Consider the following 14,965-nt stretch of genomic DNA (forward strand, 5'->3'; position numbering starts at 1 on the left):
GTGCCGCCTGCCGGCACCCCGGCAACGGGCCGTTCAGACCCAGTTGTTGCGCATGGCGTACCAGCCGAGCTGAACGCGCGAGGAGACGGCCGCCACGTCCATCAGGGCGCGCAGCCGACGCTGGACCGTACGGGGCGACGTGTCGAGCTGGTGGGCCGTCGCCGCGTCCGTCAGCCCTGACAGCATCAGCTGCAGAAGCCGGCGGTCCATCGGGCTCAGATCGCCGTCCTCGCGCAGATAGGGCCGGGAGCGCCGCCAGACCGACTCGAACAGCTCGACCGCCAGGAGCACCACGGGCGGTCCCAGCACCATCGACCGGCCGCCCTCCACCTGGACCATCGCGGTCTCGCCGTCGGCGATGACAAGTTTGATCAACGGCTGGTCCACGACCCTCACTTGATGTCCGGCCGCCAGGCGTTCGTCGAGCGCGCGCAGGGCCGCGGGCTCGGAGAGGAAGTCGCGGTCGACGACGACGCGGTAGGCGGCCGCCGGATTCCCTTCCTTGCGCAGCACAGGCTCCTCCGGCTCCTCCGGCTCTTCCAGCTCCTCCTCGGTGTCCGCCGGCTTGATCAGCGTGGACGGGACGGGCGCGACGTTGTTGGCCCCGGACTGGAACACGAGAAGCGACGAGCGGGCCCCGTACTCCAGCTCGTACAGACGGCGGGCCTGCGCCTCCCTGCCCTCCCAGAACTCGATGAGCTGCTCGGGCTCCCCGGCGGCATCGGGACGCCACTGGCCGAGGAGGAGCGCCAGCGAGTCTTCAGCCCGGCGCAGGTCGTCCTGCAGCCTGGTCAAGGACGAACGCACGGAGGGCGATGGTATGCGGGATTCGGACGACATGGCTCAAGTGTCGTATCGAGTGGATCAGTCCTCAAAACGCCCCCCTCGAAAGCGACATGGAGCTGCGCGGATTCCTGCGCCGCGGGTACGGGCTCCAGCCGCCAGGAGTGTCGGGATTACGTCATGGCGGTCACTCGCCACCGCCAAGGGCCCCGCCGGGCAGCCGAGTTGGCCACGCTGCTGCTCACCGGACACTTCACTCCCCTGGAGAACATCGATGAGACGCACCAGGCCATGGCGCAGGACGGCGACCGCTTTCGCCGCTGTCGCCCTGTTGGCCGCCGGATCCCCCCTGGCCGTCGCCCATGACGCGGGAGACGAGACGCCGGCCCCGATCACGGGCTCCGCCGACGCCGGCCGGGCGGTGACCATCACCCTGATCACCGGTGATGTCGTCGACGCCCGCGTCGACGCCGCGGGCCGGGTGCTGTCGGCGGCTCTGCGCAACGGCGACGGCACCGATCATGCTTCCGCCACCTGGCAGGACGGCTCCCGTACGTACGTGTTCCCGCAGGGCACGGAGCGTCTGGTGGACGCCGGACTGGTGGACGCCTCCCTCTTCGACATCGGCAGGCTCGTCGCCGACGGATACGACGACGCGCACAGCGACACCATGCCCGTCGTCGTCGAGTACGCCGGGGGCCGGACCCCCCGCAGCACCGTGCCTGGCACCCGGACCACCGCTTCGCTGGAGTCCATCGGCGGCGCCGGACTCGCCGTCACCAAGACGTCCGCGGCCGCCGTCTGGCGGGACCTCGCCCCCGCATCGGGTCAGGCGGCCCGGTCCACCGGAGGCGTCGGCAAGATCTGGCTGGACGCCAAGATCAAGGGCGCCGCCGTGTCCGATCTCGGCACTCCGACCGTTCCCCTCACCGGCGCAACGACCGCGCACCGCGCGGGACTCGACGGCTCGGGCGTCAAAGTCGCCGTACTGGACACCGGCGTGGACGCCGGGCACCCCGACCTCGTCGGGCGGATAGCGCAGTCCAAGTCGTTCGTCGTCGGTACGCCGGACACGGGCGACCGCACCGGCCATGGCACCCACACCGCCTCGACCGTCGCCGGCACCGGCGCCGCCTCCCACGGCACGTACGCGGGCATGGCACCCAAGACCGACCTCCTGATCGGCAAGGTCCTCGGGGACGACGGCTCCGGCACCCTCAGCGGCATCGTCAACGGCATGGAATGGGCTGTCGACCAGGGCGCCCAGGTCGTCTCCATGTCGCTCGGCTCCGATGGCGACAAGAGCTGCAGCGGACCGGGCGTCGACGCGGTGGAACGCCTCAGCGACAAGGCCCTGTTCGTGATCGCCGCGGGCAACGCCTCGCTGCGCGGCACCGTCTCGACCCCCGGCTGCGCACCGAGCGCTCTCACCGTCGGTGCGATCGACCGCTCGGGCGCCACCGCGTCCTTCTCCAGCCGCGGCCCCTCGGTGGACGGCATCACGGCGAAGCCGGACATCGCCTCGCAGGGCGTCGGCGTCGTCGCCGCCAACTCCGGCGGCCGGGGCGATCAGGCGTACCGGACGATGTCCGGCACCTCGATGGCGACTCCGCACGTCGCGGGCGGCGCCGCGCTGCTGCTCCAGCAGCGGCCCGGACTGACCCCTGCAGGACTCAAGGCCCTGCTCACCTCGTCGGCCGCCTCCACGGACGCGCCCGTCCTCGAACAGGGTGCGGGACCGATGGACGTGGCCCGTGCGACGACCCAGCCGGTCACCGCCCCGCCGGCCCCTCTCCTGGGCGACTTCGCGTATCCGCAAGCGCATCTGGCCCCCGTCGAGAAGCAGGTCACGCTGACCAACCTCACCGGCCGCGAGGTGAAACTGCGCCTCCGGGTCCAGGACGTGCGCGGTGACGACGGAAGCCGGGTGTCCGGTTTCGCGACACCGGACCGCACCTCGGTCACCGTGCCCGCCAACGGCACCGCCGAAGTCCCGGTCCGCATCGACCCGGGCGTCCGTCTCGCCTCCGGTGCGTATGGCACGATCACCGGCCGCCTGGTCGCCACCGGATCCCACGGCACCCGCGTCGTCGTCCCGTTCGGCGTCCATATGGAGGTGCCGTCCGCGAATCTCACCGTCAAGGGCCTGGACCGGCACGGCGACCCGACGCTCTCGCCGTCGGCCTTCCAGCTGTTCGACGACCACCACGACACGGCCGCCCGCTACACCCTCGGCTACCCCGAGGCAGGCAGCACCACGGTGCGCGTACCGATCGGGAGCTACTCGCTGAGCGGTCTGATCATGACCAGGGACGAGCCGGGCAACATCGGCAGCGTCGACTCCGTCAGTCAGCTCTACCGGCAGCGCGTGAGCGTCTCCGGCGACACCGAGGTCACCCTCGACGCCAGGGACGCGAAGCGCATCTCCTGGGACACCGACCGCCCGGCCCAGTCCGCCGGTTTCGCGCTCGGACTGGCCGTCGGGCTCGACGACAGCCGTCAGCTCAAGGCCGGGTACCTGACCTCGGTCCCCTCCTACGTCAAGGCTGTCTACGCCGAGCCGGTGCACGGCGACGACCGGCTCAGCTTCCTGGCCTCCGCACGGATGACCGCGCCGCTCGCGAAGTTCACCACCACCGGCGGCCGGGTCCTCGATCCGCTCCCCGTGCAGAAGGCGACCGAGTTCGGTGGCAGGGGATCGGCCCCCGTCACGTACATCGGCAAGGGCACCGACGCCAACTTCGCCGCTCATGACCTGAAGGGCCGGATCGCCCTCGTCGACGCGGGCGTCGGCGGCGGCAATGCCTTCGGATGGGCGACGGCGGCCAAGGCGGCGGGCGCCGCGGGTGTGCTGGCCGCGGTCCCGGACATCGCGGGCAGGTTCCAGGTGACCGGTCCGGAAGGGGTTCCTCAGGCCACGATCACCTGGGCCGACTCCCAGGCCATCCAGGCCGAACTGGAGAACGGCGGTGCCTCGGTGTCCTGGTCCGGCACCCCGACCGCACAGAGCCCGTACCTCTACAACCTGGCCTACGCCTCGCACGGTTCGATCCGCACCGGCACACAGCGGGTCCACGACAAGGACCTTGCGGCGATCGACGCCGGCTACCACGTCCAGAGCACCGACGACGCGACCTACTGGTCGGACGTCCAGATCGGCGGCTCCGGCTTCCCCGCGGTCTGGGCGGGCGGCAGCACCCTGCCGCTGCGTGCTCCGCAGCAGCGCACCGAGTACTTCACCCCGTCCGGGAAGGACGGCCTGACGTGGACGACCCTGATGCGCCGGGATCTGGGCCCGTACGGAGGCACCGCCTATGACGGCCCGCGTGCGATGACCGAGGGCCGGACGACCTCCCAGTGGTACAAGTCGCCGTACGGACCGGTGCGCAACACCTACGCCAAGTCGCTGATGACGCGCGAGAGCAACCGCCTCACGTACGCGATGGCCCCCGTGGGCGACGCGGGCGGACACGACTCCACCCTCGCGAGCATCGACTCCGGCACCCGTCAGCTGCTGGTGGACGGCGTACCGCAGTCACCGGTCTCCGGTATGTACGAACTCCCGCAAGGCAGAGCGGAAGTAACGTTCCGTCAGAACTGGCAGCGCCGCCCGGGCATCCTCGACCGGACGGGTCTCGCCTACGCCACCGAGTGGACCTACACCACCGACGCGGCGGCCCAGGGCGCTCAACGCCTTCTGGTGCCGGTGCTCGATGTGCCGTCCGACCTGCGCAACGCACGGCCGGCGGGCACGGCGACGACCATCGGCCTGGGCGCCGTCCTCGACGGCTCCCCTCTGCCGGTCGCACTCGACGGCGTACAGGTGGAGTACGCGTACGGCGACCAGAGCACCGTCGGCGCGGTCACGGACTGGCACCCGGTCCACGCGGTGTCCGCCCACGGCAGGTGGCAGGCGCAGCTCGCGGGTGACGCACCCGCGGGAACGTTCGTGCACCTGCGGGTCACGCTCGTCGACACGAAGGGTGCACGGGTGACGCAGACGATGGTCAGGGCATTCGAGGTGCGCTGACGCGGGGGCGCGGCGGGCCTGAAAGAGTGCGTAGGCATAGATCCGAGATCCGTACGACAGGAGCTGACGATGAGCCTCTACGACATCCCGCTGCGCACCCTGACCGGCGAGCCCACCTCCCTGGCCGACTACCGCGGCAAGACCGTGCTGCTGGTGAACGTCGCGTCCAAGTGCGGCCTCACCCCGCAGTACGCCGGCCTGGAGCAGCTGCAGAAGACCTACGGCGAGAAGGGCTTCACCGTCCTCGGTGCGCCCTGCAACCAGTTCGGGGGCCAGGAGCCGGGCAGCGCGGAGGAGATCCAGACCTTCTGCTCCGCCACGTACGGCGTGACGTTCCCGATGCTGGAGAAGCTCGAGGTGAACGGCGAGCACCGCCACCCGCTGTACCAGGAGCTGACGCAGGTCACCGACGCGGAGGGCGAGGCCGGCGACATCCAGTGGAACTTCGAGAAGTTCCTCATCGGCACCGACGGCAAGGTCGCCGCCCGCTTCCGCCCGCGCACCGAGCCGGACGCGCCGGAGGTCGTCTCGGCGATCGAGGCCCAGCTCTCCGCCTGAGACGCGACGCGAACGCCCGCCCCCGGTGAGGGGGCGGGCGCTCGTGCGTGGTGCGGTACCGCCCTAGCGGATCGGCATCCCCGACAGGGTGCGGGCGATGACCAGGCGCTGGATCTCGCTCGTGCCCTCGAAGATCGTGTAGATCGCCGCGTCGCGGTGCATCCGCTCCACCGGGTACTCCCGCGTGTAGCCGTTGCCGCCGAGGATCTGGATGGCCTGGGCGGTGACCTTCTTGGCCGTCTCGCTGGCGTACAGCTTCGACATCGAGCCCTCCGCCGAGGTGAACGGCTTGCCCGCGCTCGCCATCCAGGAGGCGCGCCACACCAGGAGGCGGGCCGCGTCGATCTGGGTGCGCATGTCGGCCAGTTGGAAGGCGATGCCCTGGTTGTCGATGATCGGGCGGCCGAACTGGGTGCGGGTCTTGGCGTAGTCGAGTGCGACCTCGTACGCGGCACGGGCGGTGCCCACCGCCATCGCGCCGACAGCCGGGCGCGAGGCCTCGAAGGTGGCCATCGCGGCGTTCTTCACCCGCTCGCCGCCACCCGCCCTGGCGCGCTCGCGGGCGCGGGCGATGCGGTCGTCCAGCTTGTCCTTGCCGCCGAGCAGGCAGTGGCCCGGGATACGTACGTCTTCCAGTACGACCTCCGCGGTGTGCGAGGCGCGGATGCCGTGCTTCTTGAACTTCTGGCCCTGGGAGAGGCCGGGGGTGTTCGGCGGGACGATGAAGGAGGCGTGGCCCTTGGAGCCGAGCTCGGGGTCGACGGCCGCGACGACCACGTGGACGTTGGCTATGCCGCCGTTGGTCGCCCAGGTCTTGGTGCCGTTGAGGACCCACTCGTCCTTGGCCTCGTCGTAGACGGCGCGGGTGCGCATCGCCGCGACGTCCGAGCCCGCGTCCGGCTCGGAGGAGCAGAAGGCGGCGACCTTGACGTCGGCGGCGTCGCCGTACATCTGGGGGATCCAGGTGCCGATCTGCTCCTCGGTGCCGTTCGCGAGGACGCCGACCGCGGCCAGGCCCGTACCGACGATGGACAGGGCGATGCCCGCGTCGCCCCAGAAGAGCTCCTCCATCGCCATCGGGATGCCGAGGCCGGTGGGGTCGAAGAACTGCTGGGCGTAGAAGTCGAGCGAGTAGATGCCGACCTTGGCGGCCTCCTGGATCACCGGCCAGGGGGTCTCCTCACGCTCGTCCCACTCGGCTGCCGCCGGGCGGATGACATCCGCGGCGAAGCCGTGGATCCAGTCGCGAACCTGCTTCTGGTCGTCGTTGAGCTCGAGCGTGAACTCGGCCATGTCCCCTCCAGTACTGCGATTCTCCAGGGCGTTACTTGCGGTAACCGCAGTCTGTTACTGGGAAGTAGGGTCTGTCAACCTGTTACGTTTCGGCGGGGAATCGAATCGTACGGACGGGCGGGGAGAACCACCATGGAGACCACACAGGCCACGCAGCAGCGCTCGGCGGAGAACCGGCGCCGCCAGCTGCTCGAGGCCGCCGACCGGGTGGTGCTCCGCGACGGCCCGAAGGCCTCCATGAACGCCATCGCCGCCGAGGCCGGCATCACCAAGCCGATCCTCTACCGGCACTTCGGCGACAAGGGCGGCCTCTACCGCGCCCTGGCCAAGCGCCACACCGACGCCCTCCTCGACGCCCTGCGTGCGGCCCTGGACGCCCCGGCCGAGCGGCGCGAGCGGGTCGAGGCCACGCTCGACACCTATCTCTCGGCGATCGAGGCCAGGCCGCAGGTCTACCGCTTCCTGATGCACCCCACCGAGGTCACCCCCGAGTCCGCGGTCCCGGAGAGCGGCTTCGACGTCGGGCTGCACTCGGCGCCGCTGCTGCGCCGGCTCGGCGAGGAACTCGCCAAGGTGATCGCCGAGCGCGTGGACCTCGGCCCCGGCAGCGAGCAGCTGGCGCGGGTGTGGGGGCACGGAATCGTAGGAATGATGCACGCCGCCGGCGACTGGTGGCTGGGCGAACGGCCCTGCTCGCGCGCCGAGTTGGTGCGCTCGCTGGCCGATCTGCTCTGGGGCAGGCTGGCCGCGGCGGGCAACCGCGCGGGCGGTCCCGGCTTTTAGCGGGCGTCAGGCGTTCGCGCCCCAGGCCGTCTTGCGGGCCGCCCGCATCACCTTGCCCTTGCGCCAGCCGCCGAGCCGGTCCGTGTAGACGAGCCCGTCGAGGTGGTCGCACTCGTGCTGCAGACAGCGGGCGAAGAAGCCCGTCCCGGCGATCCGGACTGGATCGCCGTCCACCGTGAAGCCCTCGACGACCGCATGGTCGAAGCGCGCGGTGGCGGCCTCGAGGCCCGGAAGCGAGAGACAGCCCTCGGGTCCGCGTACGGTGATGCCGTCCGCCTCGACCAGCCGCGGGTTCACCACATGGCCCAGGTGACGGACGTCCTCGTCGTCGGGGCAGTCGTATACGAACACCCGCTGCGCCACGCCGATCTGGTTGGCGGCGAGCCCGACACCCTGGGCCGCGTACATCGTCGCGAACATGTTCTCGACGAGGCGGGCGAGCGGCGGACCGAACTCGGTCACGGGTTCGCAGGGCGCGTGCAACACCGGGTCACCGAGCAGGGACATCTCCTGCGCGGTTCCCGAACTGCCGGGGATCGGACGGTTTCGCATGGCGGCAAGGTTACGTTCTGTACAGGGCGGGCCGCCGCCGGTGGAGCCGAGGTCGGGCCCCGATGCGGATCTCGATAGGCTGAGACCCGCGCCGATGCAAGGAGGATCAGGGACGATGTCAGGCAACACGGAGCCGCTGACGCCGCGGGCCAAGCTGGCCGTGACGGCAGGCAAGGCCGCGGCAGCGGTATCCCGCGCCGCGGGGCGCGGCAGCGGATCGGTGATCGGCGGCAAGGTCGCGCTGAGGCTCGACCCGGATCTGCTGGGCCGACTCGCCCAGCATCTGGACGTCGTCCTCGTCTCGGCGACCAACGGCAAGACCACCACGACCCGGCTGATCGCCGAGGCGCTGCGGGCCAGCGGCCCGGTGGTGTCGAACGCGCTGGGCGCCAACATGCCCGCAGGCATCACCTCCGCCCTGGCCGGCGGCTCGGACGCCCGCTACGGCGTGATCGAGGTCGACGAGAAGTACCTCTCCGGAGTCGCACGCGATGTGACCCCCAAGGCGATCGCACTGCTCAACCTCTCCCGCGACCAGCTCGACCGGGCCGCCGAGACGCGCATGCTGGCCGAGAAGTGGCGCGAGGGACTCGCGGGCACGAAGGCCGTGGTCATCGCCAACGCGGACGACCCGCTGATCGTCTGGGCCGCCTCCTCGTCCCCCACCGTGGTGTGGGTCGCGGCAGGACAGGAGTGGAAGGACGACGCCTGGTCGTGCCCCTCCTGCGGCGGTGTGCTGCAGCGCCCGAGCGACGACTGGTTCTGCGGCGAGTGCGGCTTCCGCCGCCCCGCGCCCACCTGGGCGCTCTCCGGCGACCACGTCCTGGACCCGCACGGCTCGGCCTGGCCGATCCGGCTGCAGCTGCCCGGCCGCGCCAACAAGGCCAACGCGGCTGTCACCGCGGCCGTCGCGGCCACCTTCGGTGTGCCGCCGCAGGTGGCGCTGGAGCGGATGTACTCCGTACAGGCCGTGGCCGGACGCTATGACGTGGTCCAGTTCCAGGGCCGCGACCTGCGCCTGCTGCTCGCGAAGAACCCGGCCGGCTGGCTGGAGACCTTCTCGCTGATCGACCCGCCGCCCACTCCGGTGATCCTCTCCGTCAACGCCCGCGGCGCCGACGGCACGGACACCTCCTGGCTGTGGGACGTCGACTACACCCGCCTCGCAGGACACCCGATCTGCGTGATCGGCGACCGCAGGCTCGACCTCGCCGTACGCCTCGAAGTCGCCGGGCTGGACTTCCGGGTCTGCGAGAGCGTGGACGAGGCCGTCCAGAACTCGGCCCCCGGGCGGATCGAACTCATCGCCAACTACACCGCGTTCCAGGACGTGCGCCGCCGAGTCGGCAACTGACCCTGTGAGGAGAGAACGCATGAGCGACAACAGCCTGCGCCTGGTGTGGGTCTACCCCGACCTGCTGTCCACCTACGGCGACCAGGGCAACGCCCTGGTCGTGGAGCGCCGGGCCCACCAGCGCGGCCTGGACGTGGCACGCATCGACGTACGCAGCGACCAGCCGGTGCCCACCTCGGGCGACATCTATCTGATCGGCGGCGGCGAGGACCGGCCGCAGCGGCTGGCCTCCGAGCGGCTGCGCCGCGACGGCGGGCTCAGCCGGGCCGCCGCCAACGGCGCGATCATCTTCTCGGTCTGCGCCGGATACCAGATCCTGGGCCACGAGTTCATCAACGACCTCGGCGAGCGCGAGCCGGGCCTGGGCCTGCTCGATGTGGTCTCGACCCGCGGCGAGGGCGAGCGGTGCGTCGGCGACGTACTGGGCGACATCGACGAGCGGCTCGGGCTGCCGCCGCTGACCGGTTTCGAGAACCACCAGGGCATCACCCACCTCGGCCCCTCCGCCCGCCCCTTCGCACGGGTACGCCTCGGCAACGGCAACGGCACGGGCGACGGCACCGAGGGCGCGTACAACGACACCGTCTTCGGTACGTACATGCACGGCCCCGTTCTCGCCCGCAATCCGCAGATCGCGGACCTGCTGCTGAAACTGGCCCTCGATGTGAACGCACTGCCGCCCACCGACGACCGGTGGTACGAGGCGCTGCGCGCCGAGCGCATTGCATCTGCAACGCAGCCCGCATGACGGCTACTTCGCTCGTCTGAGCGAAGTCCAGCAGGCGGACGCCCGGTTCGGTCCCGCCACCCTGCGCCGGTAGGGTGGCGGGGATCCAACCGGACGACGTGGTCCGGTCATCGGCCCACGTTGCAAAGGTATAGCGGGCAATGCGAATTGGTGTGCTCACCTCCGGAGGCGACTGCCCCGGCCTGAACGCCGTCATCCGATCGGTCGTTCACCGCGCGGTCGTCGACCACGGTGACGAGGTCATCGGCTTCCACGACGGGTGGAAGGGCCTCCTTGAGTGCGACTACCGCAAGCTCGACCTCGACGCGGTGGGCGGAATCCTGGCCCGCGGCGGCACCATCCTCGGCTCCTCCCGCGTCCAGCCCGCCCACCTGCGCGGCGGCGTGGAGCGGGCCCGCGGTCACGTCGCGGACCTGGGCCTCGACGCGATCATCCCGATCGGCGGCGAAGGCACGCTGAAGGCCGCCAACCTCCTCTCCGAGGCGGGGCTGCCGATCGTCGGCGTACCGAAGACCATCGACAACGACATCGCGTCCACCGACGTGACCTTCGGCTTCGACACCGCCGTCGGTGTCGCGACGGAGGCTCTCGACCGGCTGAAGACCACCGCCGAGTCGCACCAGCGGGTGCTGATCGTCGAGGTCATGGGCCGGCACACGGGCTGGATCGCACTGCACTCGGGCATGGCGGCCGGTGCGCACGCCATCGTCGTCCCTGAGCGCCCCTTCGACATCGAAGAGCTCACCGAGCTGGTCGGCAAGCGCTTCTCGGCCGGCAAGAAGTTTGCGATCGTGGTCGTCGCCGAGGGCGCGAAGCCCCGCGAGGGCGGTGCGATGAACCTCGACGTCGGCGTCAAGGACGTGTACGGGCACGAGCGCTTCACCGGGATGGCCAACCTGCTCTCCGTCGAGCTGGAGCAGCGCCTGGGCAAGGAGGCCCGCCCGGTCATCCTCGGCCACGTCCAGCGCGGCGGCACGCCCACCGCGTACGACCGCGTGCTGGCCACCCGCTTCGGCTGGCACGCCGTCGAGGCCGTGCACCGCGGCGAGTTCGGGATGCTGACCGCACTGCGCGGGACCGACATCGTGATGGTTCCGCTCGGCGAGGCGACCGAGACCCTGAAGACGGTTCCGGCCGAGCGGTACGCCGAGGCCGAGTGCGTGCTCTGACGCTCCTGGATGCGTCCGATACGTGAGCGAACTGCCCCCGGCCACAGCTGTGGCCGGGGGCAGTTCTACTCTGGTGCGGATACATATGGCACGAATCAGGAGCAGATGAATGGATCACAGCGGGCACGGCATGATGAACATGGATCTGCCGCCGTTCACGCTGGGGCGGGGGCTCGAATTCTCCGCGGACCCCTTCTTCCTGATCGCCTGCCTGGCGGGGCTCGGACTGTACGGCTGGGGCGTGGTGCGGCTGCGCAGACGCGGCGACAGCTGGCCGGTGCACCGGATCATCCTGTTCACGCTCGGCGTGCTGAGCGTCGCGCTGGTCATGTGCACCAAGCTCAACGACTACGGCATGGTCATGTTCAGCGTGCACATGGTGCAGCACATGGTCATCTCCATGCTCTCCCCCATCCTGCTGCTGCTCGGCGCCCCGGTGACCCTCGCCCTGCGTGCGCTGCCGGTGGCCGGACGCGGCAGGCGCAAGGGGCCCCGCGAGTGGCTGCTCGCCCTGCTGCAGAGCCGGTACATGCGGATCGTCACGCATCCGGCGTTCACCATCCCGCTGTTCATCGCCAGCCTCTACGCGCTGTACTTCTCTCCGCTGTTCGACTTCCTGATGGGCAGCAGGACCGGCCACATCGCGATGATGGTGCACTTCCTCGCCGTCGGTGTCGTCTTCTTCTGGCCGATCATGGGCGTGGACCCGGGGCCGCACCGGCCCGGCTATGTGATGCGGATGCTGGAGCTCTTCGCGGGCATGCCGTTCCACGCCTTCTTCGGGATCGCGCTGATGATGGCGACGGAGCCGATGATCTCCACGTACAAGAACCCGCCCTCCTCGCTCGGTATCGACGCGCTCGCCGACCAGAGCGCGGCCGGCGGGATCGCCTGGGCGTTCAGCGAGATCCCCTCGGTGCTGGTGCTGATCGCGCTGGTCTTCCAGTGGTACCGCTCGGAACAGCGGATCGCACGGCGCTCGGACCGGGCCGCCGACCGGGACGGCGACAAGGAACTTCAGGCGTACAACGCCTATCTGGCGTCACTGCAGACGCGCGAGCAGTAGCGGAGCGGGCACGCTCCGGGTGACGATGGCCCCCTCCAGTCGAAGGAGGGGGCCCTTTCCATGACAGGTTCCACGAAGGCGATGGGTGTACTGACCGTCGGTGCGCTGGTCACGGTGACCGGCTACACCGTGGTGATCGGCAGCAACGGCTGGCTGTGGTTCAGCTGGGTGGTGCTGGGGCTGTCGACCCTCGGGATGGTCGCTTCGCGCGGCAACTGACCGGGGTCAGAAGCGGAAGACGGGGCCGGTCGCCGCGTCCAGCATGCAGGCGTTGGCGTACGTCTTGTGCCAGGCGGTGGGACGGCCGAGCCAGGTGCCCGTCGCGCCGACCGTCACCGGCGCGTACTCCTTGGTGCACGCGTGCGGGTCCGCGGGCAGCCGGTCGAGGTCGCCTGCCGCGTCGTGGAGCGCTGCGCAGGCGGCTTCGGCGTCCGGGTGGTGGCTCGTGTCGTCCGCCGGGCACCGGAGCAGGACGCCTCGCATCCAGGTGTTCTCGTCGCCGGAGACCGTGAGGAAGAGCCCTCGCGGCGGGGTGGGATCCGCCTGGGCGGGGGCTGCCGCGGCGAGGGCGACGAGAATTGCGGCGGCGAGAGTTGCGGGGATACGCATCCGTGGCTCCTGGGGGTCGTGGTGCGGTTGTGGTGTCGCGGGGAGAGGCCAGGCCACCGCCCCGTGTCGCCGCGCGGCAAGCGGCCACGCCGGTCCTCCCTCGTACGAGCTGGGCATCTCCCTCGGTCAGCGGCTTCCGCAGGAGGCGGTGCAGCGACTACTCTGCGTCGGCACCGGATCACGGGGGAGGGTGGGCCACGATGTTCTACTACGTGCTCAAATACATCTTTTTGGGGCCTCTGTTGAGAGTGCTCTTCCGGCCCAGGATCGAAGGGCTCGAGCACATCCCGGAGGACGGCGCGGCGATCGTCGCGGGCAACCACCTCTCGTTCTCCGACCACTTCCTGATGCCGGTCGTGCTGAAGCGCCGGATCACCTTCCTCGCCAAGCAGGAGTACTTCACCGGCCCCGGCGTCAGGGGCAGGCTGACCGCCGCCTTCTTCCGCAGCGCGGGACAGATCCCGGTGGACAGGTCGGGCAAGGAGGCGGGTCAGGCGGCGGTCCGCGAGGGGCTCGGGGTGCTGGGCAAGGGCGAGTTGCTGGGGATCTATCCCGAGGGCACCCGCTCGCACGACGGGCGGCTCTACAAGGGCAAGGTCGGGGTCGCCGTGATGGCGATCAGGGGGCAGGTGCCGGTGGTGCCGTGCGCGATGGTGGGCACCTTCGAGATCCAGCCGCCAGGACGGAAGCTGCCGAAGATCAAGCGGGTCACCATCCGCTTCGGCGAGCCCCTGGAGTTCGCGCGCTATGCCGGCATGGAGAACGAGAAGGCGGCGCTGCGGGCGGTGACGGACGAGATCATCTACGCGATCCTCGGGCTCTCCGGCCAGGAGTACGTGGACCGGTACGCGGCCGACGTGAAGGCCGAGGAGGCCAAGAAGTTTCTGCGCCGTCCCTTGAGCTGACGGCGAAACATCCTGGAACCGGTGATCACTTCGCGCATACCGTCGCCCCATGAGCAGAGGAATCGCGTTCGTGGTCGGTGCGACGGGGATGCTGGGACGGGCCACCGTGCCCGCACTCGTCGCCGACGGCTGGGAGGTCCGGGCCGCCTCACGCCGTGGCACCCGCATGGAGAACTGGTCCGGCGACGTGCGGACGGTCGCCGTCGACCGTGACGAGGAGGGGGCCCTCGCAGCGGCCGTCGGCGAGGGCTGCGACGTCCTGGTCGACATGGTCGCTTACGGAAAGCAGCACGCGCAGCAGCTGGCAGGTCTTGCGGACCGGGTCGGCTCGGCCGTGGTGATCTCCACCGTGATGGTCTACGAGGACTCCGAGGGCAGGAGCTTCGCCACCCAGGGCAGACCGGACGGCGCCCCTCGCTACCCGGTGCCGATGGCCGAGACGCAGTCCACGCTGAGCGCCGAGGACAGCGGGAAGGTCGCCCTGGAGCAGGGGCTGCTGGCGAGCGCCCTGCCGACGACGCTGCTGCGGGCGGGGGCGATCCACGGCCCGGGCTGCAAGGCGCCGCGTGAACTGTTCTTCGTCAAGCGGGCGCTGGACGGGCGGCCGGTGCGGGTCCTGGCGTACGACGGCCTCAGCCGTTTCCAGACGGTGCACTCCTCCAATGTGGCGGAGCTCGTCAGGCTCGCCGCCGCGAAGCCCGGTGCGAGGGTGCTGAACGCCGCAGACCCGCAGGCGCCGACGGTGGCGGAGATCAGCGCGGCCGTGGACGAGGCTGTAGGCGTCCGCAGTGAACTGGTCACATTCGAAGGCGCGTCGCCGGACGGCACGGTCGGGGCGACCCCGTGGAGCGGCGAACACCCGATCGTGCTCGACATGGCCGCGGCCGAGCGGGAGTTGGGGTACCGGGCGGTGACCTCGTACGCCGGCTCGCTGCCCGTGACCGTCGCTCTGCTCGCCGAGCGGCTGCGCGGCAGGGACTGGCGGGAGGCCTTCCCCGACATGGCCCGTACGTACGATCCGCACCTCGACCTCTTCGACTACGCGGCCGAGGACGCCTGGCTCGCCGCGCGCTGACGGCATGACGAAGGGGCGGTCCCGGATCACTCCGGGACCG

General features: G+C 70.6%; 14 protein-coding genes. 10 read left to right on the top strand and 4 right to left on the bottom strand.

What is annotated here, in order from left to right:
- Window positions 1–33 precede the first annotated feature (33 nt).
- Complete coding sequence (locus tag AB0H78_RS28395; protein WP_363237478.1) at window positions 34–807, bottom strand: LuxR family transcriptional regulator; 774 nt, start codon at window positions 805–807, stop codon at window positions 34–36.
- 250 nt (window positions 808–1,057) lie between these two features.
- Here AB0H78_RS28395 and AB0H78_RS28400 point away from each other — a divergent pair, with 250 nt between their 5' ends.
- Complete coding sequence (locus tag AB0H78_RS28400) at window positions 1,058–4,813, top strand: S8 family serine peptidase (RefSeq protein WP_363237479.1); 3,756 nt, start codon at window positions 1,058–1,060, stop codon at window positions 4,811–4,813.
- Window positions 4,814–4,882: 69 nt separating this feature from the next.
- Entirely contained in the window at window positions 4,883–5,371 is a 489-nt protein-coding gene (locus AB0H78_RS28405; RefSeq protein WP_363237480.1) for a glutathione peroxidase, read from the top strand.
- A 63-nt stretch (window positions 5,372–5,434) separates the two neighbouring features.
- On the opposite strand, the gene AB0H78_RS28410 is transcribed toward AB0H78_RS28405, so the two are convergent.
- Window positions 5,435–6,664, bottom strand: coding sequence for an acyl-CoA dehydrogenase family protein (locus AB0H78_RS28410; RefSeq protein ID WP_363237481.1), 1,230 nt, complete (start codon window positions 6,662–6,664; stop codon window positions 5,435–5,437).
- Window positions 6,665–6,796: 132 nt separating this feature from the next.
- Here AB0H78_RS28410 and AB0H78_RS28415 point away from each other — a divergent pair, with 132 nt between their 5' ends.
- Window positions 6,797–7,447: a TetR family transcriptional regulator gene (locus tag AB0H78_RS28415; protein ID WP_363237482.1), complete on the top strand. Its 651-nt coding sequence runs from the start codon at window positions 6,797–6,799 to the stop codon at window positions 7,445–7,447.
- 6 nt (window positions 7,448–7,453) lie between these two features.
- Here AB0H78_RS28415 and def read toward each other — a convergent pair whose 3' ends face one another.
- Entirely contained in the window at window positions 7,454–7,999 is a 546-nt protein-coding gene (def, locus tag AB0H78_RS28420) for a peptide deformylase (RefSeq protein ID WP_363237483.1), read from the bottom strand.
- A 115-nt stretch (window positions 8,000–8,114) separates the two neighbouring features.
- Between def and AB0H78_RS28425 the strand changes: the two genes are divergently transcribed.
- From AB0H78_RS28425 to AB0H78_RS28445, 5 genes are all read left to right on the top strand, one after another.
- On the top strand, window positions 8,115–9,353 hold the full coding sequence (locus AB0H78_RS28425; protein ID WP_363237484.1) for a MurT ligase domain-containing protein: 1,239 nt from the start codon (window positions 8,115–8,117) through the stop codon (window positions 9,351–9,353).
- Between the two features lie 19 nt (window positions 9,354–9,372).
- Window positions 9,373–10,101 (top strand): glutamine amidotransferase, encoded by a 729-nt coding sequence (locus tag AB0H78_RS28430; protein ID WP_363237485.1) that lies wholly within the window; start codon window positions 9,373–9,375, stop codon window positions 10,099–10,101.
- Between the two features lie 140 nt (window positions 10,102–10,241).
- A complete protein-coding gene (locus AB0H78_RS28435; RefSeq protein WP_363237486.1) occupies window positions 10,242–11,270 on the top strand; it encodes a 6-phosphofructokinase in 1,029 nt (342 codons plus the stop codon).
- Window positions 11,271–11,379: 109 nt separating this feature from the next.
- Window positions 11,380–12,336: a cytochrome c oxidase assembly protein gene (locus AB0H78_RS28440; RefSeq protein WP_363237487.1), complete on the top strand. Its 957-nt coding sequence runs from the start codon at window positions 11,380–11,382 to the stop codon at window positions 12,334–12,336.
- Between the two features lie 60 nt (window positions 12,337–12,396).
- Complete coding sequence (locus tag AB0H78_RS28445; protein ID WP_363237488.1) at window positions 12,397–12,555, top strand: hypothetical protein; 159 nt, start codon at window positions 12,397–12,399, stop codon at window positions 12,553–12,555.
- Between the two features lie 6 nt (window positions 12,556–12,561).
- Here AB0H78_RS28445 and AB0H78_RS28450 read toward each other — a convergent pair whose 3' ends face one another.
- Window positions 12,562–12,945, bottom strand: coding sequence for an SSI family serine proteinase inhibitor (locus AB0H78_RS28450; RefSeq protein WP_363237489.1), 384 nt, complete (start codon window positions 12,943–12,945; stop codon window positions 12,562–12,564).
- Between the two features lie 200 nt (window positions 12,946–13,145).
- On the opposite strand from AB0H78_RS28450, the gene AB0H78_RS28455 reads away from it, so the two are divergent.
- Together AB0H78_RS28455 and AB0H78_RS28460 are read left to right on the top strand one after the other, a co-directional pair.
- A complete protein-coding gene (locus AB0H78_RS28455) occupies window positions 13,146–13,850 on the top strand; it encodes a lysophospholipid acyltransferase family protein (protein ID WP_363237490.1) in 705 nt (234 codons plus the stop codon).
- Window positions 13,851–13,899: 49 nt separating this feature from the next.
- Window positions 13,900–14,925, top strand: a complete 1,026-nt coding sequence (locus AB0H78_RS28460; RefSeq protein WP_363237491.1) for an NAD-dependent epimerase/dehydratase family protein — start codon at window positions 13,900–13,902, stop codon at window positions 14,923–14,925.
- Window positions 14,926–14,965: the final 40 nt, after the last annotated feature.

The organism is Streptomyces sp. NPDC050738 (assembly GCF_040654175.1).
Taxonomy (GTDB): domain Bacteria; phylum Actinomycetota; class Actinomycetes; order Streptomycetales; family Streptomycetaceae; genus Streptomyces.

Coding starts and splice junctions, on each gene's coding strand:
- AB0H78_RS28400 (WP_363237479.1), top strand. CDS start 1,058: ATGAGACGCACCAGGCCATGGCGCAGGACGGCGACCGCTTTCGCCGCT.
- AB0H78_RS28405 (WP_363237480.1), top strand. CDS start 4,883: ATGAGCCTCTACGACATCCCGCTGCGCACCCTGACCGGCGAGCCCACC.
- AB0H78_RS28410 (WP_363237481.1), bottom strand. CDS start 6,664: ATGGCCGAGTTCACGCTCGAGCTCAACGACGACCAGAAGCAGGTTCGC.
- AB0H78_RS28415 (WP_363237482.1), top strand. CDS start 6,797: ATGGAGACCACACAGGCCACGCAGCAGCGCTCGGCGGAGAACCGGCGC.
- def (WP_363237483.1), bottom strand. CDS start 7,999: ATGCGAAACCGTCCGATCCCCGGCAGTTCGGGAACCGCGCAGGAGATG.
- AB0H78_RS28425 (WP_363237484.1), top strand. CDS start 8,115: ATGTCAGGCAACACGGAGCCGCTGACGCCGCGGGCCAAGCTGGCCGTG.
- AB0H78_RS28430 (WP_363237485.1), top strand. CDS start 9,373: ATGAGCGACAACAGCCTGCGCCTGGTGTGGGTCTACCCCGACCTGCTG.
- AB0H78_RS28435 (WP_363237486.1), top strand. CDS start 10,242: ATGCGAATTGGTGTGCTCACCTCCGGAGGCGACTGCCCCGGCCTGAAC.
- AB0H78_RS28440 (WP_363237487.1), top strand. CDS start 11,380: ATGGATCACAGCGGGCACGGCATGATGAACATGGATCTGCCGCCGTTC.
- AB0H78_RS28445 (WP_363237488.1), top strand. CDS start 12,397: ATGACAGGTTCCACGAAGGCGATGGGTGTACTGACCGTCGGTGCGCTG.
- AB0H78_RS28450 (WP_363237489.1), bottom strand. CDS start 12,945: ATGCGTATCCCCGCAACTCTCGCCGCCGCAATTCTCGTCGCCCTCGCC.
- AB0H78_RS28455 (WP_363237490.1), top strand. CDS start 13,146: ATGTTCTACTACGTGCTCAAATACATCTTTTTGGGGCCTCTGTTGAGA.
- AB0H78_RS28460 (WP_363237491.1), top strand. CDS start 13,900: ATGAGCAGAGGAATCGCGTTCGTGGTCGGTGCGACGGGGATGCTGGGA.